26 protein-coding genes and 5 tRNA genes are annotated in these 26,450 nt (G+C 69.0%); 19 read left to right on the plus strand and 12 right to left on the minus strand.

Features of this window, described 5'->3' with window-relative positions; genetic code table 11:
- Window positions 1-73 precede the first annotated feature (73 nt).
- From ihfA to B161_RS0110235, 6 genes are all read left to right on the plus strand, one after another.
- A complete protein-coding gene (gene ihfA / locus B161_RS0110205) occupies window positions 74-382 on the plus strand; it encodes an integration host factor subunit alpha (RefSeq protein WP_018633299.1) in 309 nt (102 codons plus the stop codon).
- Window positions 357-1,025: a MerR family transcriptional regulator gene (locus B161_RS19225; RefSeq protein WP_018633300.1), complete on the plus strand. Its 669-nt coding sequence runs from the start codon at window positions 357-359 to the stop codon at window positions 1,023-1,025. The genes ihfA and B161_RS19225 overlap by 26 nt, the downstream gene beginning before the upstream one ends.
- Before the next feature lie 403 nt (window positions 1,026-1,428).
- Window positions 1,429-1,505 (plus strand) — tRNA-Pro (locus B161_RS0110220).
- A gap of 143 nt (window positions 1,506-1,648) precedes the next feature.
- Window positions 1,649-2,737 carry a 2'-deoxycytidine 5'-triphosphate deaminase gene (locus tag B161_RS0110225; RefSeq protein ID WP_018633302.1) on the plus strand — a complete coding sequence of 363 codons (1,089 nt, stop codon included), beginning with the start codon at window positions 1,649-1,651 and terminating at the stop codon, window positions 2,735-2,737.
- A 122-nt stretch (window positions 2,738-2,859) separates the two neighbouring features.
- Window positions 2,860-3,951 carry a LacI family DNA-binding transcriptional regulator gene (locus B161_RS0110230; RefSeq protein ID WP_018633303.1) on the plus strand — a complete coding sequence of 364 codons (1,092 nt, stop codon included), beginning with the start codon at window positions 2,860-2,862 and terminating at the stop codon, window positions 3,949-3,951.
- 89 nt (window positions 3,952-4,040) lie between these two features.
- A complete protein-coding gene (locus tag B161_RS0110235) occupies window positions 4,041-4,361 on the plus strand; it encodes a 2Fe-2S iron-sulfur cluster-binding protein (RefSeq protein WP_018633304.1) in 321 nt (106 codons plus the stop codon).
- A gap of 334 nt (window positions 4,362-4,695) precedes the next feature.
- Here B161_RS0110235 and B161_RS0110240 read toward each other — a convergent pair whose 3' ends face one another.
- A complete protein-coding gene (locus B161_RS0110240) occupies window positions 4,696-4,947 on the minus strand; it encodes a DUF1150 family protein (protein ID WP_018633305.1) in 252 nt (83 codons plus the stop codon).
- Window positions 4,948-4,992: 45 nt separating this feature from the next.
- Window positions 4,993-5,421, minus strand: coding sequence for an Hsp20 family protein (locus B161_RS0110245; RefSeq protein ID WP_018633306.1), 429 nt, complete (start codon window positions 5,419-5,421; stop codon window positions 4,993-4,995).
- A 362-nt stretch (window positions 5,422-5,783) separates the two neighbouring features.
- On the opposite strand from B161_RS0110245, the gene B161_RS0110255 reads away from it, so the two are divergent.
- Window positions 5,784-6,212 carry an H-type lectin domain-containing protein gene (locus B161_RS0110255; RefSeq protein WP_157755605.1) on the plus strand — a complete coding sequence of 143 codons (429 nt, stop codon included), beginning with the start codon at window positions 5,784-5,786 and terminating at the stop codon, window positions 6,210-6,212.
- A 144-nt stretch (window positions 6,213-6,356) separates the two neighbouring features.
- Here the strand turns inward: B161_RS0110255 and B161_RS0110260 are convergent, their stop codons facing one another.
- Complete coding sequence (locus B161_RS0110260; RefSeq protein WP_018633309.1) at window positions 6,357-6,644, minus strand: YciI family protein; 288 nt, start codon at window positions 6,642-6,644, stop codon at window positions 6,357-6,359.
- Window positions 6,645-6,671: 27 nt separating this feature from the next.
- Entirely contained in the window at window positions 6,672-7,772 is a 1,101-nt protein-coding gene (gene tsaD, locus B161_RS0110265; protein ID WP_018633310.1) for a tRNA (adenosine(37)-N6)-threonylcarbamoyltransferase complex transferase subunit TsaD, read from the minus strand.
- 103 nt (window positions 7,773-7,875) lie between these two features.
- Here tsaD and hemC point away from each other — a divergent pair, with 103 nt between their 5' ends.
- From hemC to B161_RS0110290, 5 genes are all read left to right on the plus strand, one after another.
- Window positions 7,876-8,814 (plus strand): hydroxymethylbilane synthase, encoded by a 939-nt coding sequence (gene hemC, locus B161_RS0110270; RefSeq protein WP_026310353.1) that lies wholly within the window; start codon window positions 7,876-7,878, stop codon window positions 8,812-8,814.
- A gap of 17 nt (window positions 8,815-8,831) precedes the next feature.
- The gene (locus tag B161_RS0110275) at window positions 8,832-9,548 is read left to right on the plus strand and encodes a uroporphyrinogen-III synthase (protein WP_018633312.1); all 717 of its coding nucleotides are present in this window, start codon (window positions 8,832-8,834) and stop codon (window positions 9,546-9,548) included.
- Between the two features lie 130 nt (window positions 9,549-9,678).
- A complete protein-coding gene (locus B161_RS20205; RefSeq protein WP_018633313.1) occupies window positions 9,679-11,622 on the plus strand; it encodes a COG4223 family protein in 1,944 nt (647 codons plus the stop codon).
- Between the two features lie 40 nt (window positions 11,623-11,662).
- Window positions 11,663-13,171, plus strand: a complete 1,509-nt coding sequence (locus B161_RS0110285) for a heme biosynthesis protein HemY (protein WP_018633314.1) — start codon at window positions 11,663-11,665, stop codon at window positions 13,169-13,171.
- A gap of 172 nt (window positions 13,172-13,343) precedes the next feature.
- A tRNA-Thr gene (locus B161_RS0110290) sits at window positions 13,344-13,419 on the plus strand.
- A gap of 272 nt (window positions 13,420-13,691) precedes the next feature.
- Here B161_RS0110290 and B161_RS0110295 read toward each other — a convergent pair.
- Together B161_RS0110295 and B161_RS0110300 are read right to left on the minus strand one after the other, a co-directional pair.
- Window positions 13,692-13,768, minus strand: a tRNA-Arg gene (locus B161_RS0110295).
- Window positions 13,769-13,831: 63 nt separating this feature from the next.
- Window positions 13,832-14,830, minus strand: coding sequence for a P1 family peptidase (locus B161_RS0110300; protein ID WP_018633315.1), 999 nt, complete (start codon window positions 14,828-14,830; stop codon window positions 13,832-13,834).
- Between the two features lie 148 nt (window positions 14,831-14,978).
- Between B161_RS0110300 and B161_RS0110305 the strand changes: the two genes are divergently transcribed.
- The 3 genes from B161_RS0110305 (at window position 14,979) to B161_RS0110315 (ending at window position 16,109) form a co-directional block, all read left to right on the plus strand.
- Entirely contained in the window at window positions 14,979-15,425 is a 447-nt protein-coding gene (locus B161_RS0110305) for a PaaI family thioesterase (protein ID WP_018633316.1), read from the plus strand.
- On the plus strand, window positions 15,422-15,931 hold the full coding sequence (locus tag B161_RS0110310; RefSeq protein WP_018633317.1) for a PaaI family thioesterase: 510 nt from the start codon (window positions 15,422-15,424) through the stop codon (window positions 15,929-15,931). The genes B161_RS0110305 and B161_RS0110310 overlap by 4 nt, the downstream gene beginning before the upstream one ends.
- A 93-nt stretch (window positions 15,932-16,024) precedes the next feature.
- Window positions 16,025-16,109: transfer RNA gene (locus B161_RS0110315), tRNA-Leu, on the plus strand.
- A 22-nt stretch (window positions 16,110-16,131) separates the two neighbouring features.
- On the opposite strand, the gene B161_RS20080 is transcribed toward B161_RS0110315, so the two are convergent.
- The 5 genes from B161_RS20080 to B161_RS0110340 form a co-directional block, all read right to left on the minus strand.
- Window positions 16,132-16,911, minus strand: a complete 780-nt coding sequence (locus B161_RS20080) for a succinate dehydrogenase assembly factor 2 (RefSeq protein ID WP_018633318.1) — start codon at window positions 16,909-16,911, stop codon at window positions 16,132-16,134.
- A 9-nt stretch (window positions 16,912-16,920) separates the two neighbouring features.
- A complete protein-coding gene (locus tag B161_RS19235) occupies window positions 16,921-17,073 on the minus strand; it encodes an aa3-type cytochrome c oxidase subunit IV (protein ID WP_018633319.1) in 153 nt (50 codons plus the stop codon).
- Between the two features lie 105 nt (window positions 17,074-17,178).
- Window positions 17,179-18,060: an SDR family oxidoreductase gene (locus B161_RS0110330; RefSeq protein WP_018633320.1), complete on the minus strand. Its 882-nt coding sequence runs from the start codon at window positions 18,058-18,060 to the stop codon at window positions 17,179-17,181.
- A 14-nt stretch (window positions 18,061-18,074) separates the two neighbouring features.
- Window positions 18,075-19,139 (minus strand): MBL fold metallo-hydrolase, encoded by a 1,065-nt coding sequence (locus B161_RS0110335; protein WP_018633321.1) that lies wholly within the window; start codon window positions 19,137-19,139, stop codon window positions 18,075-18,077.
- Complete coding sequence (locus B161_RS0110340; protein WP_018633322.1) at window positions 19,136-20,902, minus strand: acyl-CoA dehydrogenase; 1,767 nt, start codon at window positions 20,900-20,902, stop codon at window positions 19,136-19,138. The genes B161_RS0110335 and B161_RS0110340 overlap by 4 nt, the downstream gene beginning before the upstream one ends.
- Window positions 20,903-21,034: 132 nt before the next feature.
- Between B161_RS0110340 and B161_RS0110345 the strand changes: the two genes are divergently transcribed.
- The 4 genes from B161_RS0110345 (at window position 21,035) to mobB (ending at window position 24,773) form a co-directional block, all read left to right on the plus strand.
- On the plus strand, window positions 21,035-22,081 hold the full coding sequence (locus tag B161_RS0110345; RefSeq protein WP_018633323.1) for an L-threonylcarbamoyladenylate synthase: 1,047 nt from the start codon (window positions 21,035-21,037) through the stop codon (window positions 22,079-22,081).
- A 45-nt stretch (window positions 22,082-22,126) separates the two neighbouring features.
- Window positions 22,127-22,200 (plus strand) — tRNA-Gln (locus tag B161_RS0110350).
- A 200-nt stretch (window positions 22,201-22,400) separates the two neighbouring features.
- The gene (gene mobA / locus B161_RS0110355; protein WP_018633324.1) at window positions 22,401-23,027 is read left to right on the plus strand and encodes a molybdenum cofactor guanylyltransferase MobA; all 627 of its coding nucleotides are present in this window, start codon (window positions 22,401-22,403) and stop codon (window positions 23,025-23,027) included.
- Window positions 23,028-23,039: 12 nt separating this feature from the next.
- Window positions 23,040-24,773, plus strand: coding sequence for a molybdopterin-guanine dinucleotide biosynthesis protein B (gene mobB, locus B161_RS0110360; RefSeq protein WP_018633325.1), 1,734 nt, complete (start codon window positions 23,040-23,042; stop codon window positions 24,771-24,773).
- Here the strand turns inward: mobB and hutU are convergent.
- Window positions 24,763-26,442, minus strand: a complete 1,680-nt coding sequence (hutU, locus tag B161_RS0110365; RefSeq protein ID WP_018633326.1) for a urocanate hydratase — start codon at window positions 26,440-26,442, stop codon at window positions 24,763-24,765. The genes mobB and hutU overlap by 11 nt on opposite strands.
- Window positions 26,443-26,450: the final 8 nt, after the last annotated feature.

Here is a 26,450-nt window from a genome sequence, read left to right on the forward strand (position 1 = left end):
TTTGAGATTGACTTTGCCCGGAGGGCGGTCAAATCTACGCCCTCAGAGGGACTAAGGAGGGAGAACGGAAGCCATGGCTTCGCGAACCGTGACGCGGGCCGACCTCAGCGAGGCGGTCTATCGGGAGTTGGGATTGTCCCGCGCGGAATCCGCGGATCTCGTCGAGGCGATCCTCGAGCAGATCGCCGAGGCGCTGGCGCGCGGCGAGAAAGTCAAGATCTCCTCCTTCGGAACCTTCGAAGTGCGCGAGAAGCGGGGCCGGGTCGGACGCAATCCTAAGACCGGCGAAGAAGCGCCCATCGATCCGCGCCGGGTTCTCGCCTTCCGCCCCTCTCATGTGCTCAAGGACCGGATGAATGAAGGCCTCAACGGAGCGGCGTGAAGCCGGCGTCCGGCGGGTCGAAACGCCGGCCAAATCGGACCTCGCCTTCCGCACCATCGGCGAAGTCGCCGAGGAGTTGGGCGTGGCCGCGCATGTGCTGCGCTTCTGGGAGACGAAGTTTCCTCAGATCAAGCCGGTGAAGCGCGGCGGCGGACGACGCTATTATCGTCCCGACGACGTGGCCCTGCTGAAGGGCGTGCGGCGGATGCTCCATGTGGAGCGCTATTCCATCAAGGGCGCGCAAAAACTGCTGAACGAGCAGGGCGTCGCGGCGGTGGCGGCGCTCGGAGCCGAGCCCGAGGGACGCCGCGCCCGGGTGCGCATGGCGGAGCCTCATGCGGCCGAAGGCTTTGATCTGGAGCCGGGCTCCGAGGCCGGGGGAGCTGAAGCCGCCGACAACGCGGCGCTCTTCGAGGATGATTTCGATCTGGACTCCGCCTCCTTCGGCGGAGCGGTCCCGCAGGGGCCTGCGCCGGATCCGGCGCCTGCTTCGGCTTTTCGGCCCGATCCCTCCGCCACGCCGGAGGCGCGCGAATTGGCGCGGGTCTCGGCGGAGCTGCGCGCGCGGCTGGAGGCGGCTTTGAAAGCCGCCGAAGAAGCCCGCGAATTGCTCGCCCGCCTTGAGGCGCGCAAAGAGTTCTGAAGATCAAGCGTCCCATTCGCGCGCAGGAATCGCGGATGGGGGCGGTCTTTTCAGGGTCGTCCGTTGTTCGCTTTCTCATCAGAGGGCCGTCGATCTTGCGGATCGGCGGCTTTCAATGTTTTCGGGGCGCATCGGCCGCGCTGAGAAACGCCCTCATGCATGCTTGGCGCGATTCTAAGCGTCATCTTGAGCGAGGGCTCCGGCTCTCTGGGAGCGGGCTTCCGCACCGCCGAGGCCTCTCTCAACTCCTTTGTGACGGCGGGAATCCTCGCGTTTGCGGGTTATAAGGCCTGAACTGAGCGACCGCCTGAGCGCCTGCGGCGAAAAAACCCGAAATTCCTTTCAGAAAACGCATTTTCGCATTTGCGCTCCTGCGAAGAGGCGGCTATAACCCGCCCCGTGTCGGGCCGTGGCGCAGCCTGGTAGCGCGCTTGCATGGGGCGCAAGAGGTCGTGAGTTCGAATCTCGCCGGCCCGACCACCGACATACGAGACGCCGCCCGCCGAGACCTCGGCTGGCGGCGTCTGCGTTTTCAGGCCGCCCCTTCATATGACGAGCGGGTTTCCGGCGCAGGCCGGACGAAGGCTCCGCGCGGATTGCGGCGGCGAAGAAGGGAAACGGCGATGAACGGCGACCGGACGGGGGTTCTGCCCTCACAAGATTTGCGGCGCCTGATCTCCGAGGGCGCGATCCGGGCGATTCTCCCCATCTCCGAGCCGCAGATTCAGCCCGCCAGCCTTGATCTGCGCTTAGGGCGGCGCGCCTGGCGTCTGCGCGCGAGCTTCCTGCCGGGCGCCGGAGCCGCCGGAGCCGCGCAGGTCGCCGAGCGCCTGACCGATTTCGCCATGCATGAAATGGATCTCAGCGAGGGCGCGGTCTTCGAGCGCGGCTGCGTCTATCTCTGCGAATTGGCGGAATCTCTGGCTTTGCCGCCCGACGTCTCCGCCGCCGCCAACGCCAAGAGCACCAGCGGCAGGCTGGATCTCTTCGTGCGGCTCATCGCCGACGGCGCCGCCGAATTCGACAAAACGCCGGAAGGCTACGCCGGGCCGCTCTTCGCCGAGATTTCGCCGCGCAGCTTCAGCGTTCTGGCGCGCTCGGGGGCGCGGCTGAATCAGATTCGGCTCAAGCGCGGCGAATCCCGGCTGACCGAGGCCGAGGCTCAGGCGCTCGACCCCGAAGGCCGCGGCGACGCGCGCCAAGGCCGGGCCTTCAGCGTGGATCTCCGCCCGGAAGGGGCGGGAGGCGTGGCGGGCTGGCGGGCGCGGCGCCATACGGGGCTGATCGACCTTGAGCGCGTGGGGGGCTACGTCGCCCGCGATTTCTGGGAGCCTCTGCCGGTCGAGCCTTCGGGGCGTCTGATTCTGGACCCCGGCGCCTTTTACATTCTGGCCTCGCGGGAGAATCTGCGCACGCCGCCCGATTGCGCCGCCGAGATGACGCCTTTCTCGGCGGGGGTGGGCGAGTTCCGCGTGCATTACGCGGGCTTCTTCGATCCCGGATTCGGCTGCGCCGAGGCGGGAGGCGAGGGCGCCCGGGCCGTTCTGGAGGTCCGTTGCCATGAGATCCCCTTCGTGCTGGAGCATGGGCAGGTCATGGGGCGTCTGGTCTATGAGCGGATGCTCGCCCGCCCGGACAAGCTCTACGGCGCCGGAGGCGTCGGCTCGCATTATCAGGGGCAGGGGCTGAAGCTGGCTAAGCAATTCGCCTGAGCCTGCGGCTTCGCGCCCTTCCTCCGCCTTCCCCGCGCCCTTGCGCCTGTCCGGGGTTTTCGGCAAGATGAAGCTTCGCGCCTCGCGCCTTTGAAGTCCTCCCCGGAAGGTCCGCCCCTCTCATGACCGACAGCGATCTCGAATCCGCAGCAGCCGCGCAGGAGGAAGGGGCTTGGCGTCAGGAGCGGATCAGTCTGAAGGATCTCTCGCGGCGGCTGAATCTCTCGCCCACCACCGTGAGCCGGGCGCTCAACGGCTTCCCCGAGGTCAGCGCGGCGACGCGTCAGCGCGTCGCCGAGGCGGCGCGGCTCTACGGCTATCGTCCCGACCGCAACGCGCGGCGTTTGGCTCAGGGGCGGGTGGGGGCGGTGGGGCTGGTCTTCCCCGCCGAGGCCACGGCGCTGCATGATCCGCTCTACATCGAGTTTCTCGCGGGTCTGGGCGAGGCCGCCGCCGAGGCTCAGATGGAGATCACCCTCATCCCCGCCCAGCGCGCCGACGAGATCGGCGCCTATCGCCGCGCCGCCAGCGAGCGCAGCGTGGACGGCTTCGTGGTCTCCTCGCCTCTGACGCGCGATCTGCGGGCCAAGGAGCTGGCGGCTCAGGACATCCCCTTCGTGCTGCACGGCCGCACGCAGGGCGCCGGGCCGCACGCCTGGTGCGACATCGACAATCGCGACGCCTTCGCCCGCGCGGCGCGTCTGCTGACGGATCTCGGACACCGGCGTTTCGCGCTCGTCAACGGCAAGGCCGAGGCGCAATTCGCCGTGGAGCGCCGGATCGGGGCTTTGGGCGCGCTGGAGGCGCGGGGCCTGCGCATCGCGCCGCCCTTCGTCTTTCATGTGAACATGACCGAGGAAGAAGGCTATCGGGCGGGGCGGCTCTGTTTTCAGCGGGCGCCTTCCGAGCGGCCGACGGCTTTTCTGGTCTCCAGCGTGTTCTTGGCTCTGGGGCTGATGCGCGCCGCCCGCGAGGCCGGGCTGGAGGCGCCGCGGGATTTCTCGGTGATCGCCCATGACGACCGCACGCCCTATCTGCGCGGCGAATTCTTCGACCCGCCGCTGACCGCCACCAGCGCCTCCATCCGCGACGCGGGGCGCCGCGCCGTCGAGCTGCTCTGCGCTCGTCTGGAGGGCGCGCCCATCGAGCGGCTTCAGGAGATCCTGCCGCTGGATCTGGTGCTCAGGGCCTCCACGGGCCCCGCCCGGAGTTGAGGCCGGAGTCGGGCGGGTCGGCTCTGGCGCCTTGCGGCGCGATCGGCTAAAGCGAAGCCAGCCGCGCCAGATGTCTTCAGGAGTCCGCCATGCCGAAAATCACGTTCCTCGACCATGAGGGGACCGCCCGCGAAGTCGAGGCGCCGGAGGGGTTGAGCGTGATGGAGGCGGCGATCCGCAACGACGTGCCGGGAATCGACGCCGATTGCGGCGGCGCCTGCGCCTGCTCCACCTGTCATGTGCATGTCGCAGAGGATTGGGCGGAGCGTCTGCCGCCCATGGATCCGCTGGAGCAGGACATGCTCGAATTCGCCTTCGAGCCCGGCCCGACCTCGCGGCTCTCCTGTCAGATTCGGATCACCGCCGATCTGGACGGATTGGTCGTGCGGACGCCCGAGCGCCAAATCTGAAACCGCTCGGATTTTTCGGGCGGAGCGCCCGAAGGGCGGAGCCGCGGAAGGCTCCGCCTCTTGCATATGGTGGCCGAATTCTTAAAGAATCCCGTCTAACGGCCTGAGATTTCTCATAAAAAGACACGAAAAGAGTCGCGTCCCGCAGAGGGGGCCGTTCGGGGGACGCCCGCTGCGGGGGGCTCAGACGAAAAAAGAGCGTTCTCGCGCAGGGCGAAAACGCTCTCTGAGAGGCTTTCCGGGGCGCCTCAGGCCCTCGGCGGCGAAGCCGGGGGCGCGGAGGTCCGGAGGATCGTCGCGAGGCGAAGCCGTTCTGAGCTTCGCCGGACGAGGCTCAATGCGCGCTGACGGGAGCGAAGCTGTTTTGCCGGGCGATGGCGAAGGCGGCGGCGCGGTCGTCGAAGACCGCCAGCCGACGGCCGTTTTCGTCATGCACGGCGTAAAGATGCGTCACGCCCGGAGGCAGAGCGCCGAAGCGGCCGATCTCGTCGGCGCGGATCTCGCGCACGTAAGCCAGAGGCTGGGCGCCCTGCGCCTCCTCCAGATCGGCTTCGGGAAGGACGCTCTCGCGGTCGAACTTAGCCATGGCGATTCTCCTTTCCAATGCGGTCCCTCGACAGAGGCGGCCGCGTCACTCCTCATCCGCGACGGGGCCCGCGATGGGCACGGTGCGGACGACGGTTTCGGGCTCGGACTTTGCAAGGTCTATATGCAAGAGTCCGTCCATCAGGCTCGCCCCGGCGACCTCGACGCCCTCGGCCAGCACGAAGTTGCGCTGGAACTGGCGGGCGGCGATGCCTCGGTGCAGGAAGATGCGGGGCTCCGCGTTCTCCTCCTGCCTTCCGCGCACGACGAGTTCGTTGTCCTCGATGGTGATGTTGAGGTTCTCCCGCGAGAACCCCGCCACCGCAAGGGTCACTCTGTAGGATCTGGGGCCGGTTTGCTCGATGTTGAACGGAGGGTATCCGTCCGAACCGGCTTTCGCGGCCCGCTCCACCAGCCGCTCGACCTGCTCGAAACCAAGCATGAACGGATGGAGGGCGAAGGTCGTGCGCGTCATAAGCGAGTCCTTTCAAAGCCCTTGATGCAAGCGACTTTAAGCGCAGGGCCCGTGAGCGGCGCCCTGCGTTGATCATGTGGGGGGCGCGCGTCTCCTTTCAAGAGGAAAGCGCGGGGGCCTCCGATGTTTGCGGCCGCCGGAGGGCGAGGAGGGACGCGGGACGCCGTCGGATCGGCTGCGGCGCGATCCTTCCGGATGTGTTCGGCGTGGATTTCGCGCTTATGTTCGTTTAAGCTCGCGGAGTCTCCATCTTCGGGCGAGGAACGACGATCATGCTTTTGAAGAAGAGAAGATTTCCGAATTCTGCGCGCGCGTCGGTTTTGCTGGGGTTTTTGGCGGTCGCCTCAGGGAGCGCGCCCTCCTTGGCGCAGGATGCGGGGGCGGGGCTCGTCCAGCGTCTGCAGGCGCTTGAGGCGAAAGTCGCGGCTCTGGAGGAGCGGCGCTTCGAAAGCGGAGCTCTACAGATCTATTCAGGGCAGATTCCTGAAATGCTGAACGCTAAATGCGAGAAAGATCTCTATCGGGGGATCGTCAATCAGCGCGTGACGTTCTCCAAGCCTTTCCCCAGACCTCCCAAGGTGCTCCTCGCCCTCGACAGCTTCGCCATGGGCTCCGAATCCCTCGGCTCTCAATCGGCGAACCCTCAAAAGCGCATCAATGAAAAGTGGAAGCTCTTGAATTTGGCGGTTCTGAGCGTGGACCAGGAAGGATTCAATTATAGATTCGCCACCTATTGCGAGGGGATGCTGGCCGTCGCCTCCGGATCATGGCTCGCCCTTCTGGAGGATTGAGCCTCCGGCGGAGAGATGGGCGTGAGGCGGCGCCCCGCCTGTTCGGCGGAGAGATGGGCTTGAGGCGGCGCCCCGCCTGTTCGGCGGGGCGCGGGGTCGGAGCTTTCCCGTCTCTTGCGCGAAAACTCCGACGCCGCTGCATCCTCAGCCGATGACTTTGCGGAAGGGCCGGATCTCGACGCTCTCGAAAAGCCCGGCCTTGGCGTAGGGGTCTCCGGCGGCCCATTCCTCGATGGCGGCGCGGCTTTCGGCCTCGACGACCATCAGGCTGCCGATGGGCGTCGCCTCGTCGGCGCCGAGCATGGGGCCGGTGAAGACCGGCCTGCCTTTGCTCAGCCCGTCCTTCTGCAGATAGTCGAGATGGGTCGGGCGCGTGGCGTCGCGCAGGGGCGTCGAGTTCGGCTTATCCTTGCAGATCACGGCGTAGAGCATCGGATTTTCCTCCTTGATGATGAAACTTCAGGCTTTGGCGCCTTTGCGTCCGGCGCCCACCAGAGGCGCCGCTTGTTCGTCGAGCGGCCAGCGGGCGCGGGGTCTGGCCGCCAGAGACGGCGGAAATCCCGCCGCCAGACGCTCCAGCCCGACCCAGGCGATCATCGCGCCGTTGTCGCCGCAGAGACTCAGCGGCGCGGCGTGAAAGGCGAAGCCCTGGGCGGCGCAGGCTTCGAGGAGATGCGCCCTCACGACGCCATTGGCCGCCACGCCGCCCGAAATCGCCAGAGCGGGCGCCGCTGCGGGGCGCCTCTGCGCGAAAAGCTTCATGGCCTTGACGCTCTGGCGCGCGAGATGCTCGGCGGCGGCGGCTTGGAAAGCGGCGCAGAGATCGGCTTTGTCCTGTTCGCTCGGCGCCCCCGCGAGCGAGTCGCGGGCCATGCGGGCGGCGGTCTTGAGTCCCGAAAAGGAGAAGTCGCAGCCGGGGCGCCCGATGAGCGGCCTCGGCATGGGAAAGCGCGCCGGATCGCCGGATTGCGCCGCGCGCTCCACGGCGGGCCCGCCCGGATGCCCGAGCCCGAGCATTTTCGCCGTTTTGTCGAAGGCTTCGCCGGGGGCGTCGTCGAGGCTGGCGCCGAGCCGCGTGAAGGCCCCCGGACCATCCACGATCCCCAAAAGGCAATGTCCGCCCGAAACCAGCAGCGAGAGATAAGGATAAGCCGCCCCGTCGGTCAGACGCGCCGTCAGGGCGTGGCCTTCGAGATGGTTCACCGCCACCAGAGGCTTGCCCGCCCCGAGCGCCATCCCCTGAGCCGCGAGGACTCCGGCGATCAGCCCGCCGATCAGCCCCGGCCCGGCGGTCACGGCCAGAGCGTCGACCTCGTTCAGCGTGAGGCCCGCCTTGCGCAGAGCCTCCTCGACGGCGCGGTCGATCTTCTCGGCGTGGGCGCGGGCGGCGATCTCGGGCACCACGCCGCCATAAAGCGCATGAAGGTCCATCTGGTCATAGACCACGCTGGAGAGGATTTCGGCTTTCGGCGCGCCCTCCTGCGGGACTTCGCCGCGCACCAGAGAGGCGGCGGTTTCGTCGCAGCTGGATTCGATCCCCAGAACGGTGAGGGGCGCCATGAAAGGCTCCTTTCATTGTCAGGCTTCCCCGCCTCTGATAGAGCGGCGCAAGGCGCAAGGAAAGCCCCCGCCGTCAATCCGGAATCTCGCTAAAGGCCCGCCCATGACCGCCCTCTGGACCCGTCCGCTTGTTTTGGCCACGCGCGCCAGCCCGCTCGCCATGGCTCAGGCCGAGGAGACGGCGCGGCGTCTGCGCGCGCAGGCGGGGGTTCCGGCCGAGCTGGTGACGATCCTGCCGCTCACCACCACGGGCGACCGCATTCAGGATCGTTCGCTGAACGCGGCGGGCGGGAAGGGGCTGTTCACCAAGGAGATCGAGGAGGCCCTTTTAGAGCGCCGCGCGGACGTCGCGGTGCATAGCATGAAGGACGCCCCCACCGAGACGCCTGCGGGCCTGGTCTTCGCGGCCCATCCGCCGCGCGAGGACGTGCGCGACGCCTTCGTCTCGACCAAGGCCGCCAGCCTGACGGATCTGCCTCCGGGCGCCACGGTCGGCACGGCCTCCCTGCGGCGTCAGGCCCAGACTTTGCGCCTGAGGCCGGATCTCAAGGTGGCGCTTTTGCGGGGCAACGTCCAGACGCGGCTGAAGCGTCTGGAGGAAGGCGCCGCCGACGCGACTTATCTGGCCATGGCGGGCTTGAATCGTCTGGGGCTGGCGCATCTGGCGCGCGGCCCCGTCGAGGGGATGCTCCCCGCCGTGGCGCAGGGCGCCTTGGGGCTTCAGATCCGCGCCGAGGACGCCGAACTCGCGGAGCTGATGCGCGCGCTGCATTGCCGCCGCACGGGGCTGGAGGTCGCCGCCGAGCGGGCCTTCCTCGCGGCTCTGGACGGCTCCTGCCGCACGCCTCTGGCGGGGCTGGCGCGGGTCGGGGGCGAGGAGGGCCGCGAGCGCCTGCGCTTCGAGGGCGAGATCCTGACTCCCGACGGGCGGATCCGCCATCACGTCATGCTGGAGGGCGCCGCCTCCGAGGGCGAGGCCATGGGCCGCCGGGCGGGCGAGATCCTCAAGGCCCATGGCGGGCCGGATTTCTTCGCGCCTTGAGCCCCCATGAGCCTCTCATGAGGCGGCGCGTCCTGCTCACGCGCCCGGAAGGCGCCGCCGCCGAGCGCAGCCTGCGCCGTCTGAAGGCGCTGGGCTGGGAGGGGATCCGTCTCCCGCTCACCCGCATCGAGGCTCTGCCGGATCCGGGACTGGCCGCGGGCGCTCTGGATCTGGAGGCGGCTCAGGCCCTGATCTTCACCAGCGCCGAGGGGCTGCGGCGCTTCGCGGCTTTAAGCGGATTCCGCGGGCTTCCCGTCCATGCGGTGGGGGCCGCGACGGCCTCGGCGGCGCGGGCGGCGGGCTTCGCCCATGTCGAGGAGGGCGGGGGAGACGTCCGGAGTCTGGCGCTTCATCTGGCGGCGCGGCTGCGGCCTGAGGCGGGCCCGGCGCTGCATTTCGGCGCCGAGGCGCCGGCGGGGGATCTGCCGGGGGCTCTGGCGGGTCTCGGGCTGCGGGTGGTCCGGATTCCGCTCTACCGGACCCGGCCTCTGACGCGCTTTCCGGAATCGGCCTTGCGCGCCGAAGGGCTCCGCGCCGCGCTTTTCCACGCTCCGAGCGCCGCCCGCGCCTTCGCGGCCCTCAGGCCGCCGCCCTGCGCGCTGGAGGGGCTGATCGCCGCGGCGATCAGCGCGGCGGCGGCGGAGCCTTTGGAGGGATTGGGTTTTCGCGCGCTCGTCTGCGCCGCCCGACCCGACGAAGCCCATATGCTCGGGGCTCTGGCGGCCTTGGGGTGAGCCCCTCCGTCTCCGGACCCTCTCCGAAAGCGCAAAAATCTTGGCCCAAGGGCCTTGCTGGTCTAGGTTGATGCGCGCCCTTCAGGCGCGTTCACCCTATGAGAGTCGGACGTCAACCGGAGCGTGAAATATGGCCGATCCCAAAGGCAAACCCAAAAAGCCGAAAGCCGAAGCCTTCAAGGACGTGTCCATCGGCCAGGACGGAGTTTATCGGGTGACCGAAGCGGACGCCGCCGGAACCAGCGCCGAGGCCGCCGACGCGGCCGCGGAGCCCGCTCCGCCCCTCGGCTCCGGGCCTGAAAAGCCCGCCCCCGCGCAATCCGCCTCCGCGCAGTCCGCGTCCGCGCAGCCCACGACCGGAAAACCCATGACGGAGAAGCCTGTGACCTCAACCTCCGCTTCGGGCGGCGCGTCGGGCGCCTCCCCCGCCTCCTCCGGCGGCGCCTCTTCAGGCTCCTCGCCCGGCTCCGGCTCCTCCGGCGGGGGCGGGATGAAGACCGCCCTGACGGCGGTCGGCGCCCTTGTGGCGGGCGCGCTGCTGGCCTTCTGGGTCGGGCCCAAGCTCACCGGCGCCGCCGAGACCGAGCGCAAGGTGAACGATCTGGGCCAGCGCGTCGCGCTCTTCGACCAGCAGAGCAACGCCCTCAACGAGGCCGCCGGACGGGTGGACGCCCTCGACGCGCGGGTCGAATCCATGGCGGGCGGACTCAGCGCGCTGGAGGGCTCCGTGGCGGGCCTGCCCAAGACCGACGAGGCCGGGCCGCGAATCGCCGCCCTGACCGAACGGCTCGATTCTCTGGAGAAGGCGCTTTCGGCGCTCTCCGAGCAGCAGGCCGCCGTGGTCCAGAGCGTCAACGCCGCCTCCTCCGCGCCTGCGGCCCTCCCGGAAGAGGCCGCCGCGCGGCTGGACGCGGTGGAGACGCGCCTCGCGCAGGTCGGCGAAAGCGGCGCCGCGCGCTTCGCGGCGGTGGACGAGAAGCTCGCCGCCCTCGCGGAGCCGAAGCTCTCCGCCGAAGCGGGCTCCCGCCTCGGCGCCCTTGAGGCCCGCGTGGAGGCCCTCACCGGCGAGATCGCCGCGGCCCTCGCCAATGGAAACGGCGAGGAGACCCCCGCCGCCCCGAGCGCCGAAAGCCTGCGCGCCGCCTCCGACGCCGCCGCGGCCGTCGCGGGGCTCCAGCGGCTGGAGGCGCGGGTGGGAGAATTCGACCCCGCCGCCCTGAGGACGAGCCTTCAAAACGACATCTCCGAGGTCCGCGCCCGCGTCGAGGCCGCCGAGGCCTCCGTGGGGGCGCGGCCTTCGGTCTCGCCCGAGGAGCTGGCTGCTCTGAGCGCCCGGCTCGACGAGCTGGCCGCCCGTCAGGAGGCCGCCGCCGAAGCGCCCGAGCCGGAGGCGCCCGCGCTCTCCGCCGCCGATCTCGAAGGCTTCGGCTTCGCCAATCGTTCGGATCTGGAGACGCTGGCCTCGCGCGAGGATCTCGACGCGCTGGCCGCCCGCTTCGACAAGGTGGAGGCCGACGCCTCCGCCGCCAACGCGGTGCGCGTGGAGGCCGCCGCCGCGGTGGCCGCCGCCGATCTGCAAAGCGTGGCGGCGGGCTCGGCGCCCTTCGCGGCGCAGCTGGCCAATCTTCAGCGCCTCTCCGGCGTGGAGCCTGATCCGGCCCTCGCGATCTACGCCCGCACGGGCGCGCCGACCATGGCCACGCTGCTCGCGAGCTACGACGCCGCCGAGCGCGCGGCGCTCGCCGCCGAACAGGCCGCCCGCGCCCGCGAATCCGAGGCTCTGGGCGATAAGCTGGGCGGCGCCTTCTCTTCGCTGGTTTCGGTGCGGCGCACCGCCGAATCGACCGGCGTGGACACGGCCTCCATTCTGGCCCGCGCCCGCGCGCGGCTGGGCGAGGGCGATCTGAACAGCGCCTTGACGGAGCTGGATCTCTTGCAGGCCGCGCCCCGCGAGGGCATGGCTTCATGGCTGCAGGGCGCGCAGGCGCGGCGCAACGTCGAGGAGAGCCTCGCGCGTCTGCGCCGGAACCTGCTGACCGCTCCCGGCGCCTCCAGCGCTCCCAGCGCTCAATGATCAGCCGCTCCGCTCCACATTCCTCAGGGAAGAAGCCGCCATGCCTCGCCTTATTTTCCGCATCCTTCTGATCTTCGCGCTCGCCGGGGCGGCGGGCTGGGGGTATCTCTGGGTCCGCCAGAACGTGAGCGGCGCTTCGCTCACCGTCGGCGACCGGATCCTCGACGTTCAGGCGCCTTTGCTGATCCTCGGGCTTTTGCTCGGGGGGATCGGCTTTTACGTTCTGGTGCGTCTGCTGCGGCTCGTCTTCTTCGGGCCGAGTCTGGCGGCTCAGGCGCTGGAGCGTCAGCGCGAGGCCAAGGGCGTGGAGGCCGTGACGCGCGGCCTCGCGGCCATGGAGATCGGCGACGCGAAATCCGCGCTTCAGGAGGCGCGCAAGGCCGAAAAGCTGCTGCATCACCGCAAAGACCGCAGCCTCGCCCGCCTCGTGCAGGCCCGCGCCCAGACCTTGGCCGGCAACGCCGACGAGGCCCGGCAATATTACGAAGCCATGCTGGAGTCGCCCGGCACCGAGCTGGCGGGCCTGCGCGGGCTGACGGCTCAGGCGGCGGCCTCGGGCGACACGGCCAAGGCGCTTCAGCTGACGCGCCGCGCCGTGGAGCTGCGTCCGCGCGATCCGGCGGTGTTGTCGGCGGCCTTCGACACGCAGGTCGCGGCCCATGAATGGAGCGAGGCGCGTCAGAGCCTCGCGGCGAGCGTCCTCGCGGGCGCGGTCCCGAAGGCGGTCGGCAAGCGGCGCGAGGCGGCTCTGCATCTGGCCGAGGGCGTCGAGGCCGACCTCGCGGGCGACAAGACGCGCGCGCTGAGCGAATCCCGCGCGGCTTTGAAGATCGCGCCGGGGCTGTCTCCGGCGGCGGCTCTGGCGGCGCGGCTCCTCGCCGACGGCGGCGAGAAGGAGAAGACCGAGGCCGCCCGCCATATCGAGGCGGCTTGGGCGCAATCGCCGCATCCGGATCTCGCGGAGGCCTACGCCGCCCTCGCGCCGGACGATCCGCCCGACACGCGCCGCAAGCGCCTTCAGCGGCTGATCAAGAGCTACGCCGAGCATCCGGAATCGCGGCTGCTCTCGGCGGAGCTGGCGCTGGCCGCCGGAGACGCGCCCGCCGCCCGCAAGGCTCTGGCGGGCATGGAGGTCAATCATCCGGGGGCGCGGGTCTTCGCGCTGATGGGCGCCGTGGCCCGCGCCGAGGGCGCGCCGGAGAGCGATTTGCGTCAATGGCTGGCGCGGGCGGTTCAGGCGCCGCGCGCGGCTTGGACCTGCGAATCCTGCGGCCTGACGGCGCCGCGCTGGGTCTGCTGCTGCCCGCAATGCGGAAGCTTCGACAGCTTCCACTGGACTTGGCCTCCGGCGGCTCCGGTGGCGGACGCCCATGCTCTGGAGGCGGCCATGGCGCCTTTGCTGGAGGAAGGCGGCCGTCGCGGCGCGGCTCCGCCCGCGCAGGGCTCGGCGACGGTCGTGGACGCTGCGCCGCAGCGCCCTGCGCCGGGAAGCGAATTGGTGCCGGTGCCTCCGAAACCGGAGGGCGGCCCCGAGGCCAAACCGGCCTGAGGCGCGGACATCGGCCGAGGGCCGTGAGCGAAGGGAGGGGAGCGGTTCAGGCCGCTCCCCTTCGTCTTTTCGGGAGGGCCTGCGGGAATTCCGCGACCGAAAGGCCGGAGGCGCGGGGGGCGGCGTTTTTTCGCTTGCGCGGCGTGCGGGCTCCTCATATGGTCCGCCCCGCGCCGCAGTAGCTCAGCTGGTAGAGCACGTCATTCGTAATGATGGGGTCGGGGGTTCGAGTCCCTTCTGCGGCACCAGATTTCAAAGCTTCAGCATCTCGGCTGAATTTGAAACCCCCTCCGCTTTTCAATTCTTCACGCCGCTCAGAGCCTCGCGCCTCGGTTTTTGAGGATGCGAAGCCGCGCGGAGATGATCTTGAATGCGGCGATGAGACTTCTCGGAGTCGCAATCATCTGCGCGGAGCGGCCGAATCGGCGTCCGATTTCTTGAAGGCCAGCCGCTGAATCGCTCAACCATGGGCGAAACATGGGCGAATTTTTGGGGAGGGCTATCAAGTCTTTGAAAAGATTGGCGCACCCAAAGGGATTCGAACCCCTGGCCTCTGCCTTCGGAGGGCAGCGCTCTATCCAGCTGAGCTATGGGTGCGCGACTGCGCGAAGCTATAGGGCATCCGGCGCGGCTTGGCAATGCGTCAGGCGGCGCGTTTTTTCACGGATTCGCTTCAAAACGGCTTCGCCAAGAGGGTTGAAGATCGCCCGGAAAACTCCGCGCCTCATGAATCGCCCGCGCCACGGCCCGCGACAGGCAAACCGCCGCCGCATGGCCTAATAAAAACCTGTCCCGATCCGGCTCCTTCAGCGCGCGGGCGCCCGTCGCGGCCGCGAAGATCAGGTCTCCGTCGAAAGGCGTGTGGCTCGGCGAGATCGCTCGCGCCATGCCGTCATGGGCGGCGGTCGCCATGCGCAGAGCCTCGGCCTGCGTGAGGGCGGCGTCCGTCGCCACCACGGCGATGGTCGTCGCCTCGCCTTGGCGCTTCGTCGGCGAGGGCTCGAAGCCCGGATCGAAGCGCCGCGCCGGAGGAAACCCGCCGAATTCGCCCGCCATCTCCCAAGGCCCCGCCCAGAACTCCGGCCCTTCGCCGACCACCGTCGAGCCGAGGCTGTTCACCGCGACCAGAGCCCCCACCGTAAGCCCGCTCTCCAGAAGGCAGGAGGCCGAGCCGAGCCCGCCCTTGAAATCCGCCGTCAGCGCGCCGAATCCGGCCCCCGCCGAGCCGAGCGCGAAATCCTCGCCCGCCCGCTCCAGAGCGGCGCGGCCCAAAGCGCGATAAGGATTCTCGATCCAATCCTTATCGCCGCCGTTGAGCAGGTCGAAGAGAATCGCCCCCGGCACGATGGGCGCCCGCACCGGTCCCACCGCGAAGCCCCGGCCCATGGCGCGCAGGCCGTCCACGACGCCCGAAGCCGCATCCAGCCCGAAGACCGAGCCGCCCGACAAAACCAGAGCGTCCGCATGGGTCACGAGCTTATCCGGCGCGAGGAGATCCGTCTCCCGCGTCCCCGGCGCGCCGCCCATCACATGGACCGCCGCGATGAAAGGCGTCTCCGCCGTCAGCACGGTCGCGCCGCTGCGCAGGGCGGCGTCTTCGGCGGAGCCCACCTTGAGGCCCGCCACGTCGGTGATGAGATTGCGCGGTCCGGGACGCATGATCGCTCTCCTTCCTCAAAGGGCGCCGGAAGGCTAAGCCCCGCCCGGCGGAGTGGAAAGAGCTTTCCTTCCTTCTCCGCCTCACGTCAGGATTGCCACTCTCTCCTGAAGGCCCTTATGCTGCGTCGCGAAGCAAGGAGATGGGCGCATGACCGAACCCAGCGATCTGAAGGATTCCTTCAACGGCGCCCTCGGGCTGATCACGGCTCTGCCTCACGCGGCGGAATTGGGCCTTGAGGTTCTGGAGGCCGAAACCGACCACGCCGTGATGCGCGCGCCCTATGATCCGCGGCTCGTCGGAGACCCGGAGACCGGCGTGATCCATGGCGGGCTCATCACCACGCTGCTCGACACCTGCTGCGGTCTGGCGGCGATGCTCTCGCGGACGCGCCCCGCCTCGGCCGCCACGCTGGATCTGCGCATCGATTATATGCGCCCCGCCACGCCGGGCCGCGAGGTGGTCGCCCGCGCGCGCTGCCATCGCGCCACGCGCAGCGTGGCCTTCGTGCAGGCCACGGCCTATCATCCCGAGGCCGAGGACAAACCCATCGCCACGGCCACCGCCGCCTTCATCCTTGAGGGAGCCGCCCCATGACCGCCCCCCCGATCCTTGAGGAGGCTCAGCTCCGCGAGGCCCGCCGCGAAGCCGCCTTGCAGGCTCTGGCGCAGGAGATCCCTTACATCGTCTTTCTCGGCGTGCGCTTCGAGCGGCGCGGCGACGAACTCACGGCGGTTCTGCCCTATCGCCCGAGCCTGATCGGCAATCCGATCAAGAAGGCTCTGCATGGCGGAGCGGTCGGCGCCTTTCTGGAGATCGCCGCCATGACGCAAGTGACGTGGAGCCGGCTTCAGCCCCGGCTCGACGCCGCCGAGCAGGAAGGCCGCGATCCGCCTTCCGCCCGGATCTTCGCGCCGAAGACCATCGACTTCTCCATCGATTATCTGCGTCCCGGACGCCCCGTGGACGCCTACGCCCGCGCGCGGATTCTGCGTCAGGGGCGTCGGGTGGCGAATTTCTGGGTCGAGGCGTGGCAGGAGACGCGCGAGAATCCCATCGCGGCGGCCCATGGCCATTTTCTGCTCACGCCGCCCGCCGAATAGCCCGAGGAAGGCGGCGTTTTCGCATTGACGGCGCCTTGCGAATCCCTAATATGCGCGGGCGTTTCGAGGGGGCTGCGGCCCGGCCTCGCCTGTGCGGGTGTGGTGGAATTGGTAGACGCGCCGGACTCAAAATCCGGTTCCGAAAGGAGTGTCGGTTCGACCCCGACCACCCGCACCAAGCTTTTCCTCCGGATGAAGCCTTATTCGCGCGAGATCTCCGCGCCGCCCGCCGCCATATAGGCGCGGATGCGCAGGAAAAGCGGCCCGTCATGAGGCGGCTCGGGGGGCTGGCGCCCGTTGAACCAGTCGTAGAGCAGCAGATCCGGGATCTCCATCAGCGATTCCAGCGCGTCCAGCTCGGCGGCCGAGAGCGCGTCGCCCTCCTGCTCGACGAAGGGGCCGAGGATCAGATCCATCTCGCGGATGCCGCGCCGCCAGGCCCGGATCTTCAGACGTTTGACCCGCGCTTCAGGCGAGGTCTCGGGGAAGCTTTCGGGCGCGAGTTCGGGCGTGATTCCGGCGGAAGGCATGGCGGAGTCCTGAATGGAGGATGCGGCGAGCGGGCGGCTCCCCAGATCGCTGAAGAAACGCAAAAGATAGCCGTCGGGATCGGCGAGGAGGAATTGCAGATTCCCCGCCTCCTCCGCGCCCCGGCGATACCAGCGCGCCTCCAGAGGCAGGCGGATCTCCAGACCGGCCGCGCGGGCGCTTTCGTAAAGCGCCGCCGCGTCCTCGACGCGGATCTGGAGATTCATCCCGCGCCCGAAAGGCCGCTCCAGAGGCGCCTCATGGAAGCGTCGCCCCGGCCCCGCCGCCTCTTCGAGCATGAGATGGACCGCGCCGCGCGTCAGATAGGCGAAGCGCTCCTCGGGCCGGGCGTAGCGCAGCGAAAAGCCCAGCGCGCCCAGATAAACCGCGAGCGACCGATCAAGATCGCTCACGTCCAATTCGGGAATCAGCGCGGGGCTTTCCTCGGCCATGGCGCGGCCTCAGGCCACGCAGGCGGCCAGATAGAGCAGAATGAAGGACGAAATCCCGATGACGATGGCGCAGGCCTTCACGAAGCCGCCATAAGTGCGCTCCTGCTCGGCGATCTGCATGGTCCCATGTTCATGATGGGCGGCGTGGTCGTGGTCGGACATATCTGGCTCCCTCTCCGGCTTTCGACGCGGGCAAATTAGGCGGTCTCGGCGCGGATCGCAATGCGGCGTCCGGCCTCTCGCGCCGCGACTTTCAGCCGACTCGCTTCATTTCAAACCTTGCGCCCGCCAGCCGATCATCCCCTTCGCGGCTTCGGGGGAGGGCGCGTCATGGGGCACGAAGAAATCCGGGAAGAGTTCGGCGCCGGGAGTCACGGAATAGGGCGCGAAATCGGTCACGCCCTCGGCGGCGAGGAAGAGGTCGTCGAGCAGGAACCAGCCGGTGAAGCTCTGGGCGGGCTTCTTCAGCGCCGCGACCGCCGCGTCGGCGAGGATCTCGGGCTTGCGCGACTGACTGGCCATCTCCGCGCCGCCGAGCAGATTGCGCACCGCCGCCGTGTCGATGGTGGTGCGCGGCCAGAGGCAGTTGAAGGCGATCTTGCCCTGATATTCTCCGGCCCAACCCAAGGTGAGCAGGCTCATGCCGTATTTCGCCAGAGAATAGGCCGCATGATTCTTGAACCAGCCCACATTGAGGTCCAGCGGCGGCGAGAGGGTCAGCACATGCGGATTCTCGGCCTTCAGCAGATGCGGAAGCGCCGCCTGCGTGGTCATGAAGGTTCCGCGCGCATTGACGCCCATCATGAGGTCGAAGCGTTTGGGGTCCGTCGCGAGGGTCGGCGTCAGGCTGATCGCCGAAGCGTTGTTGACGAGGACGTCCAGCCCGCCGAAGGCGGCGGCGGCTTCGTCCACGGCGGCTTTCACCGCCGCTTCGTCGCGGATGTCGCAGAGGATCGGCAGAGCCTCGCCGCCCGCCGCGCGGATCTCCTCGGCGGCGGTGTGGATGGTGCCTTCGAGCTTGGGATGGGGCCTGTCGGTCTTGGCGGCGATGGCGATCCGCGCGCCTTCGGCGGCGGCGCGTTTGGCGATGGCGAGGCCGATGCCCCGGCTGCCGCCGGTGATGAAGATGTTCTTGCCCTTCAGGCTCATGGCTTCCTCCCTGATTATGCTTGTTCTTCGAGAAGTTCGGGCGTCGGCGCGAAGCGCCATGCGCCTTCGGAATCGGTCGTGCGCGCGACTTCGCCCCGGATCTCCAGATGGCGCAGATGCGCGATGGCCTGACTCGCCGCCAGACCATAGAGCTTCGGCCCGATCTTGCGGCGGAAGAGATGCTCGAAGGCGTCCACGGCGCGCAGGCCGGGAGCCTCGCCGCCTCTGGCGATCAGCGCGGCGCGGAGCTTTTCGGAGCGGCCCCGGTCGCGCGCCATGATGCTGCGCAATCCGGCGCGGGGATCGCGGAAGGGCAGGTCATGGCCGGGCAGCGCGAGGGCGCCCTCCGGCAGGCCCGGCGCGGCGGCCTCCGCCCAAGCGAAGAACTCGGCCACCGGATCGGCCAGAGGCTCCATCGGATAAACCGAGAGGGGCGCGGGATTCTCGGGCAGAATGGCGTCGCCCGCGATCATGAGGTCTTCTTCGGCGCTGGTCAGCAGAAGCTGATCCGCCGCATGGCCTTGCGCGAAGGCGACCCGCCAGAGCCGCCCGCCGAGCGAAACCTCCGCGCCTTCGGTCAAGGCCGTGAATCCGATGGGCATCGGCCCGATCAGATGGCCGTAGCCCGAATCCAGCCCGAGGAGGGTCTTCTCCAGATTCTCGGCGTCATAGCCGAGGCCCCGGTAGAAAACTTCAAGCTCCGGCGGACGCTCGGTCCAGCGGGCGCGGCTCATGGCGACGGCGCCGAAGGCCACGGCGCGGGGCGCCCAAAGCTCGGCGCCGGTCTTGCGCATGAGCCAGCCCGTCAGGCCCATATGGTCGGGATGGGCGTGGGTGCCGATCAGCCGCCGCACGGGGCGTCCCTTGAGAGGTCCGGCGAGCAGAACCCGCCATTCCTCTTTGCAGGAGTCGCCGGGAACGCCGGTGTCCACCAAGGTCCAGCCGTCGGAATCCGCGAGGGCGTAGACGTTCACATGGCCCAGCGTATAGGGCATGCTCACCCGGCCCCAGAGGATCCCTTCCGCGATCTCCTTCATCTCGCCCGCCTGAGGCGGAACGAGGTCTTTCGTCACGCTCACGCCCCGGCCTCATAGAGCAGAGCCGCGCCGCTCATGGCTTGGGCGGCCTTGGCGGGGGCCTCCGCCGCGAGGACGGTCAGGAAGAAGCGCGCCGTGGCGATTTTGCGGGCTTTGAATTCGGCGTCTCCGGAGAACTCCGGCGCCGAGAGCAGACGCGCCCCCTTGCCGAGCAGGGCGCCGCCATGAGCCAGAGACATCAGCCCGAGATAGGCCGAGGAGCCCGCCAGACGATCCGCCGCCGGGCGGTCGAGCATCCAGCGCGTGGCCTCTTCGGCGGCGGAGGCCGCCTGAGCCAGCCCGCGCGCCATGTCGCCCAAGCCCGCTTCGGCGAGGGCGTCGGCTTCGTCGAAGGCGGCGGCGGTCAGAGCCAGAGCCTGAGCGCCTTCGTCCGACGAGAGCTTGCGCCCGACGAGATCCGCCGCCTGCACGCCGTTGGTGCCTTCGTAAATGGCGGTGACGCGCACGTCGCGGGCGTATTGGGCGGCGCCGGTCTCCTCGATGAAGCCCATGCCGCCATGGACCTGAATCCCGAGATAGGAGACTTCATTGCCGACGTCGGTGCCATAGGCTTTGGCGAGGGGCGTCAGCAGTCCGGCCCAGGCGGCCCAGCGGGCGCGCTCCTCCGGCGAGGCGGCGGTCTTCGCCAGATCCAGCGCGCGGGCGCAGTCATAGGCGATGGCGCGGGCGGATTCGGTCTTGGCGCGCATGGTCAGGATCATGCGGCGGACGTCGGGATGATCGACGATGGTTCCCGTGCGGGCCGCGCCCTCGGGAATCACGGCTTGGCCCTGCACGCGCTCGCGGGCGAAGGCTTCGGCGTGCTGCATGGCGGCCTCGGCGATTCCGACGCCCTCCAGACCCACGCCTAAACGCGCGTTGTTCATCATGGTGAACATGGCCGCGAGGCCCTTGTTCTCCTCGCCGACGAGCCAGCCCTTCGCGCCCTCATAGGCCATGACGCAGGTCGGCGAGCCGTGCAGGCCCATCTTATGATCCAGCGAAACCACCTGAAGCGCGTTGCGCTCTCCAAGGGAGCCGTCGGCGTTGGGAATGAACTTCGGCGCGAGGAAGAGGCTGATCCCCTTCACGCCCGGAGGGGCGTCGGGCAGACGCGCCAGCACCAGATGCGAGACGTTTTCCGCCACGTCATGGTCGCCCCATGAGATCCAGATCTTCTGACCCGTGAGGCTGTAAGTGCCGTCGCCGTTGCGCTCGGCCCTGGTGCGCAGCGCCGCGAGATCCGTGCCCGCCTGAGGCTCGGTCAGGTTCATGCTGCCGGTCCATTCGCCCGAGATCAGCTTGGGCAGATACAGCGCCTTCAGCTCCTCGGAGCCGTGGGCCTCCAGAGCCTCGATCTGGCCTTGGCTCAGCAAGGGGCAGAGGCTCAGGGCCATGCAGGCCCCGGCGAAGACCTCGTTCACGCCCGATTGCAGCGCGATGGGCAAGCCCATGCCGCCATGATCGGCGGGCGCCGAGACGCAGGTCCATCCGCCTTCGGCCAGAACCTTATAGGCTTCCTTGAAGCCGGGGCTGGTGCGCACCACGCCGTTCTCCAGCACGGCGCCTTGCAGATCGCTGCCCCGGCGCAAAGGCGCGAGGGTCTCTTCGGCGATTTTGCCCGCCTCGCCGAGAATGGCGGCGGCGGAATCCGCGTCGAGTTCGGCGAATCGCTCGGCGGCGCTGAGGGCCTCCGGCCCGCTCCAGATCCCCAGCACTTCGTCGAGCACGAAACGGATCTCGTCCAGCGGCGCGCGATAACTCATAGCGGTCTCCCTCGACTCCAAGCCCAGGCGCTTTGACGCCTGAAGGCGAAGCGCTTATCTCTGGGCGCCGATCATGGCGGGTTTGCGCCGCCGCGCAACAGGGACGCCGCGTCAGGCGGCGGGAATTTCATCATGGCCTCGCTGAACACGGTGCGTCTGAGCGCGAGTCCGCGCGGGATCTCGGCGGCGGCGGGGATTTTGCGCGCGGGGGGGCTGGTCGCCTTCCCGACTGAAACGGTTTACGGACTCGGGGCGGACGCGCGCTCGGATCGGGCCGCGCGCTCGATCTATGAAGCCAAAGGGCGACCTTCGCATAATCCATTGATCGCGCATGTCTCTTCTTTAAAGGCGGCGGAGAATCTGGCGGAGTTTCCGCCTCTGGCGCGGCGTTTGGCGGAAGCCTTTTGGCCGGGGCCTCTGACGCTGATCCTCGCCAAACGCCCGGAGGCGGGCCTCTCCGAAGTCGTGACGGCGGGCGGGGCGCGGGTGGGTCTGCGGGTTCCCGCCCATCCGACGGCCCTCGCCTTGCTGGAGGCCTTCGGCGGGCCTCTCGCGGCGCCGAGCGCGAATCGCTCCGGGGCCGTCAGCCCCACCGAGGCGGATCATGTGCTGGAGGGCCTGAGCGGCCGCATCGACGCGGTTCTCGACGCCGGGCCCTGCGTGGTGGGGCTGGAATCCACGATTCTGCTGGTCGAGGGCGGGGAGGCGCGGTTGTTGCGTCCCGGAGGTCTGGCGCTGGAGGATCTGGAGTCGGTCGCGGGCGGGCCGATCCTCGCGGAGGACGAGGCGGATGAAGCGGCGCCTTTGTCTCCGGGGCGTCTGAAGAGCCATTACGCGCCGCGCGCGGGTCTGCGGCTGGATGCGGCGGCTCCGGCGCCGGGCGAGGCTTGGTTAGGCTTCGGGCCCGATCCCGCCGAGGCGGAGGGCGCGATCTTGCGGCGGAACTTATCTGAAGGCGGCGATCTTCGGGAGGCGGCGGCGCGGCTTTTCGCTCTGCTGCGCGAGATGGATAAGGAGCTGGCCGCTCTGACGGGCGGGGCGGGGGGCTTCATCGCGGTCGCGCCTCTGCCGGAGGGGGGGCTCGGCCGCGCGCTGAACGACCGCCTGCGCAGAGCCGCGGCGCCGCGTCCGAAGGCCCATCTGACAAAGAACGAATTTTATCCTCCGTCCGACGCTTGACACCCTATCGTCACGCGGCTATCTAAGCGCCCACCGTGATCCCGCTGGGGGATAGTTTAACGGTAGAACAGCGGACTCTGACTCCGTTAGTCTTGGTTCGAATCCAGGTCCCCCAGCCACGGTTTTTCCCATAAAATCAAATCCGTCGCGAATCGCCAATCCGCCCGCCTTCCGACAGGATCCGCCGCGCGTTCCGCCAAGCCGTCCCCTGCGCGCCGCAGGAGCCCGGCCGCCCTCCGCATCCCCCTGCTGCGATTCGGCGGCTTGACCTGAAACGCGCTTCCGGGCTCTCTCGCCGCGCAGAAGCGGGAGGGCGAAGATGCGCGAAAAGACCTTGGGCGTGATCCTCGCGGGAGGATTGGCCCGCCGCATGGGCGGCGGCGACAAAGGGCGTCTCGATCTCGGCGGCCGGACGCCGCTCGCGGAGCTGACGGCGCGGATGAAGCCGCAATGCGCCGCGCTGATCCTCAACGCCAACGGCGATCCCGCGCGGTTCGAAGATCTCGGGCTGGAGGTGGTCCCGGATGGAGTCCCGGGCTTCCTCGGGCCTCTGGCGGGGATCCTGGCCGGGATGGACCACGCCGCCGCATTGGGCCTCCCCTTCGTTCTGACGGCGGCCTCCGACACGCCTTTTCCGCCGCGCGATCTGGGCGAGAAGCTCGCCGAAGCCGCCGCCCGCGAAGGCCGACCCGTCGCCATGGCCGCCACGCGCATGGAGGGGCGGCTCATGCCTCATCCGACTTTCGGGCTCTGGCCCGCCGCTTTGCGCGCGGATCTGCGGGCGGCTCTGGGCGCGGGCGTGACGCGGGTGCGCTCATGGGCCGAGGGCCATGGCGCCGCTCTGGCCGAATTCCCGGCCGAGCCTTTCGATCCCTTCTTCAACATCAACCATCCTGACGATCTGGCGCAGGCGCGCCGCCTCTGGCAGAAGCTCCGTTTGGAGTGAAGGGAGGGCCGCATGCGGGTCTATGGCGTGACCGGGCGCAAGAATTCGGGCAAGACCGGGCTCATGGAGCGCCTTGTGGCCGAGATCGTCGGGCGGGGCTTCCGGGTCTCGACGGTGAAGCACGCCCATCACGTCACGGACGTCGATCAGCCGGGCCGCGACAGCCACAGGCATCGCATGGCGGGCGCCACGGAGGTTCTGCTCGCCACGCCCTTGCGCTGGGCCTTGATGCATGAGCTGCGCGGCGCGGCGGAGCCCTCTCCGGCGGAGGTCTTCGCCAAATTCGCGCCCGTGGACCTGATTCTCGTCGAGGGATTCAAACATGGCGATCATCCCAAGATCGAGGCTCTGCGCCGCGAGACCGGGACCGAGCCTCTGGCGCGCGAGATTCGGAGCATCCGCGCCTTCGCCTCGGATTACGGCGATCCGGGTTTGGGCCTTCCCGTCTTCCATCTCGACGACACGCAGGCCGTCGCGGATTTCATCCTGAGGGAGGTCGGGCTCCTCCCCCGCCCGAGCCCCGGCGCGGGGAAGCCCTTCGAGCCGGACGCCTCCGCGGACGAGGCTCTGGCGCGGATGCAGGCGGCGATCCGGCCCCTCGCGGGCGAGGCCGAGATCACGCTCGCGGAGGCTTCGGGACGGGTTCTCGCGCGCGCTATGGCGGCGGCGCGGAGCCATCCGCCCACCGACAACTCCGCCGTGGACGGCTACGGCTTCGCCTTCGAGGCCGTGGACATGGCGCGGCCGATCCCTCTGGAGCCGGGACGCTCCGCCGCCGGAGCCCCCTTCGCGGGCGTTCTGCCGCCCGGAAAGGCTCTGCGCATCCTGACAGGCGCGGTTCCTCCCGAAGGGATGGACGTGGTGGTTCCTGAGGAGCTGACCCGGATCGAGGCGGGGCGGCTGATCCTTGAGCGGCCTCCGGCGCGGCGCGGGGCGAACATCCGTCCGGCGGGCGAGGACATGCGGGCGGGCGCCGAGGCTCTGGCGGCGGGCGCGATCCTGCGTCCGGGAGATCTGGCGCTCGCGGCGGCGGTGGGGCTGGATCGGCTTCCGGTCAGGCCGAGGCTGCGCGCGGCGATCTTCTCCACCGGCGACGAACTCGCGGATCCGGGCGCGCCCGCCGAAGGCCGCACCTATGACGCCAACCGCCCCATGCTTCGGGCTCTTTTGGAGCGCCAAGGCTATGAGGTTCTGGATCTCGGCGTCATCCCCGACGCGCGTCCGGCGATCCGCGCGGCTCTGGATGAAGCCTCCGCCCGCGCCGACGCCATCCTGACCACGGGCGGCGCTTCGCGGGGCGATGAGGATCACGTCTCGGCTCTGCTCCGCGAGGAAGGCGAGCTTCAGGTCTGGCGCGTGGCGATCAAGCCGGGGCGGCCTCTGGCTCTGGCCCATTGGCGGGGCGTTCCGGTCTTCGGTCTGCCGGGGAACCCCGTAGCGGCGATGATCTGCGCTTTGATCTTCGCGCTTCCGGGACTGGCTCTGCGGGCGGGCGCGGTTTGGCGCGAGCCCGAGGCCTATCAGGTCGTCGCGGATTTCGCCCGCCGCAAGCAATTCGGGCGGCGGGAATATCTGCGGGCGCGGATCGACGCCCAAGGCCGCGCCCAAGCCTTCCCTTCGGAGGGCTCGGGGCGGGTCTCGGGGCTGTCCTGGGCCGGGGGGCTCGTGGAGCTGCCCGAAGACCTCCGCGAGATCCGCCCCGGCGACCTTGTGCGCTATCTGCCTTTTTCGGGCTTTAATCTTTGAGGATCGAAGGCAGATTCAGCCCATGCTCGCGGGCGCAGTCGAGGGCGATGTCGTAACCCGCGTCGGCGTGGCGCATGACGCCCGTGGCGGGGTCGTTCCAGAGCACCCGTCCGATGCGCTTCGCCGCCGCCTCCGAGCCGTCGCAGCAGATGACCACGCCGGAATGCTGCGAGAAGCCCATCCCCACGCCCCCGCCATGATGCAGGCTGACCCAAGTCGCGCCCGAGGCCGTGTTGAGCAGGGCGTTGAGCAAGGGCCAGTCGGAAACCGCGTCGGATCCGTCCTTCATGGCTTCCGTCTCGCGATTGGGCGAGGCCACCGAGCCCGAATCCAGATGATCGCGGCCGATGACGATGGGCGCCTTGAGTTCGCCTTTGGCCACCATTTCGTTGAAGGCCAGCCCCAGCCTGTGGCGCTGCCCCAGACCCACCCAGCAGATCCGCGCGGGCAAGCCTTGGAAGGCGATGCGCTCGCGGGCCATGTCGAGCCAATTATGCAGATGCGGGTCGTCGGGGATCAGCTCCTTGACCTTCTCGTCGGTCTTGCGGATGTCCTCCGGATCTCCCGAGAGCGCGCACCAGCGGAAAGGCCCGATCCCCCGGCAGAACAGCGGGCGGATATAGGCGGGCACGAAGCCGGGGAAGGCGAAGGCTTCGGCGAAGCCCTCCTCTTTGGCGACTTGGCGGATGTTGTTGCCATAATCGAAAGTCGGGACGCCGAGCTGATGAAAGGCGACCATCGCCTCGACCTGTTTGCGCATGGAGGGGCGCGAAGCGGCCTCGACGGCTTTGGGGTCGCTGGATTGCTTGGCGCGCCATTCCGCCACCGTCCAGCCGATGGGGAGATAGCCGTGGATCGGATCATGGGCGCTGGTCTGATCCGTCACCATGTCGGGCTTCACGCCCCGGCGGACCAACTCGGGATAGACCTCGGCGGCGTTGCCGATCAGAGCGAGGGATTTCGCTTCGCCCGCCGCCGTCCAGCGCGCGATGATCTCCAGAGCTTCGTCGAGGCTATGGGTTTTTTCATCCACATAGCGGGTGCGGATGCGGAAATCGGCGCGGGTCTCGTCGCATTCCACCGCGAGGCAGCAGGCGCCGGCCATCACCGCCGCCAGAGGCTGCGCGCCGCCCATGCCGCCGAGGCCGCCCGTCAGAATCCAGCGGCCCTTGAGGTCTCCGCCGTAATGGCGGCGCCCGGCCTCCACGAAGGTCTCGTAGGTGCCCTGCACGATGCCTTGCGAGCCGATGTAGATCCATGACCCGGCGGTCATCTGGCCGTACATCGCGAGGCCCTTGCGGTCGAGTTCGTTGAAATGGTCCCAAGTCGCCCAATGGGGCACGAGGTTGGAGTTGGCGATCAGCACGCGCGGGGCGTCGGCGTGGGTGCGGAAGACGCCCACCGGCTTGCCCGATTGCACGAGCAGGGTCTCGTCCTCTTCGAGCTTCTGAAGCGTCGAGACGATGCGGTCGAAATCCTCCCAAGTGCGGGCGGCGCGGCCTATGCCGCCGTAAACGACCAGCTCATGCGGATTCTCGGCCACGTCGGGATGCAGGTTGTTCATCAGCATCCGCATGGGGGCTTCGGTCATCCAGCTCTTGGCGGTGATTTCGGTCCCGGTGGGCGGGAAGACGTCGCGGCGGTTGAGGCGGGGATTGGGGGCGGTCATGGCGGTCC

The organism is Neomegalonema perideroedes DSM 15528 (assembly GCF_000374145.1).
GTDB lineage: Bacteria > Pseudomonadota > Alphaproteobacteria > Rhodobacterales > Rhodobacteraceae > Neomegalonema > Neomegalonema perideroedes.

Coding starts and splice junctions, on each gene's coding strand:
- ihfA (WP_018633299.1), top strand. CDS start 74: ATGGCTTCGCGAACCGTGACGCGGGCCGACCTCAGCGAGGCGGTCTAT.
- B161_RS19225 (WP_018633300.1), top strand. CDS start 357: ATGAAGGCCTCAACGGAGCGGCGTGAAGCCGGCGTCCGGCGGGTCGAA.
- B161_RS0110225 (WP_018633302.1), top strand. CDS start 1,649: ATGAACGGCGACCGGACGGGGGTTCTGCCCTCACAAGATTTGCGGCGC.
- B161_RS0110230 (WP_018633303.1), top strand. CDS start 2,860: ATGACCGACAGCGATCTCGAATCCGCAGCAGCCGCGCAGGAGGAAGGG.
- B161_RS0110235 (WP_018633304.1), top strand. CDS start 4,041: ATGCCGAAAATCACGTTCCTCGACCATGAGGGGACCGCCCGCGAAGTC.
- B161_RS0110240 (WP_018633305.1), bottom strand. CDS start 4,947: ATGGCTAAGTTCGACCGCGAGAGCGTCCTTCCCGAAGCCGATCTGGAG.
- B161_RS0110245 (WP_018633306.1), bottom strand. CDS start 5,421: ATGACGCGCACGACCTTCGCCCTCCATCCGTTCATGCTTGGTTTCGAG.
- B161_RS0110260 (WP_018633309.1), bottom strand. CDS start 6,644: ATGCTCTACGCCGTGATCTGCAAGGATAAGCCGAACTCGACGCCCCTG.
- tsaD (WP_018633310.1), bottom strand. CDS start 7,772: ATGGCGCCCCTCACCGTTCTGGGGATCGAATCCAGCTGCGACGAAACC.
- hemC (WP_026310353.1), top strand. CDS start 7,876: ATGACCGCCCTCTGGACCCGTCCGCTTGTTTTGGCCACGCGCGCCAGC.
- B161_RS0110275 (WP_018633312.1), top strand. CDS start 8,832: ATGAGGCGGCGCGTCCTGCTCACGCGCCCGGAAGGCGCCGCCGCCGAG.
- B161_RS20205 (WP_018633313.1), top strand. CDS start 9,679: ATGGCCGATCCCAAAGGCAAACCCAAAAAGCCGAAAGCCGAAGCCTTC.
- B161_RS0110285 (WP_018633314.1), top strand. CDS start 11,663: ATGCCTCGCCTTATTTTCCGCATCCTTCTGATCTTCGCGCTCGCCGGG.
- B161_RS0110300 (WP_018633315.1), bottom strand. CDS start 14,830: ATGCGTCCCGGACCGCGCAATCTCATCACCGACGTGGCGGGCCTCAAG.
- B161_RS0110305 (WP_018633316.1), top strand. CDS start 14,979: ATGACCGAACCCAGCGATCTGAAGGATTCCTTCAACGGCGCCCTCGGG.
- B161_RS0110310 (WP_018633317.1), top strand. CDS start 15,422: ATGACCGCCCCCCCGATCCTTGAGGAGGCTCAGCTCCGCGAGGCCCGC.
- B161_RS20080 (WP_018633318.1), bottom strand. CDS start 16,911: ATGGCCGAGGAAAGCCCCGCGCTGATTCCCGAATTGGACGTGAGCGAT.
- B161_RS19235 (WP_018633319.1), bottom strand. CDS start 17,073: ATGTCCGACCACGACCACGCCGCCCATCATGAACATGGGACCATGCAG.
- B161_RS0110330 (WP_018633320.1), bottom strand. CDS start 18,060: ATGAGCCTGAAGGGCAAGAACATCTTCATCACCGGCGGCAGCCGGGGC.
- B161_RS0110340 (WP_018633322.1), bottom strand. CDS start 20,902: ATGAGTTATCGCGCGCCGCTGGACGAGATCCGTTTCGTGCTCGACGAA.
- B161_RS0110345 (WP_018633323.1), top strand. CDS start 21,035: ATGGCCTCGCTGAACACGGTGCGTCTGAGCGCGAGTCCGCGCGGGATC.
- mobA (WP_018633324.1), top strand. CDS start 22,401: ATGCGCGAAAAGACCTTGGGCGTGATCCTCGCGGGAGGATTGGCCCGC.
- mobB (WP_018633325.1), top strand. CDS start 23,040: ATGCGGGTCTATGGCGTGACCGGGCGCAAGAATTCGGGCAAGACCGGG.
- hutU (WP_018633326.1), bottom strand. CDS start 26,442: ATGACCGCCCCCAATCCCCGCCTCAACCGCCGCGACGTCTTCCCGCCC.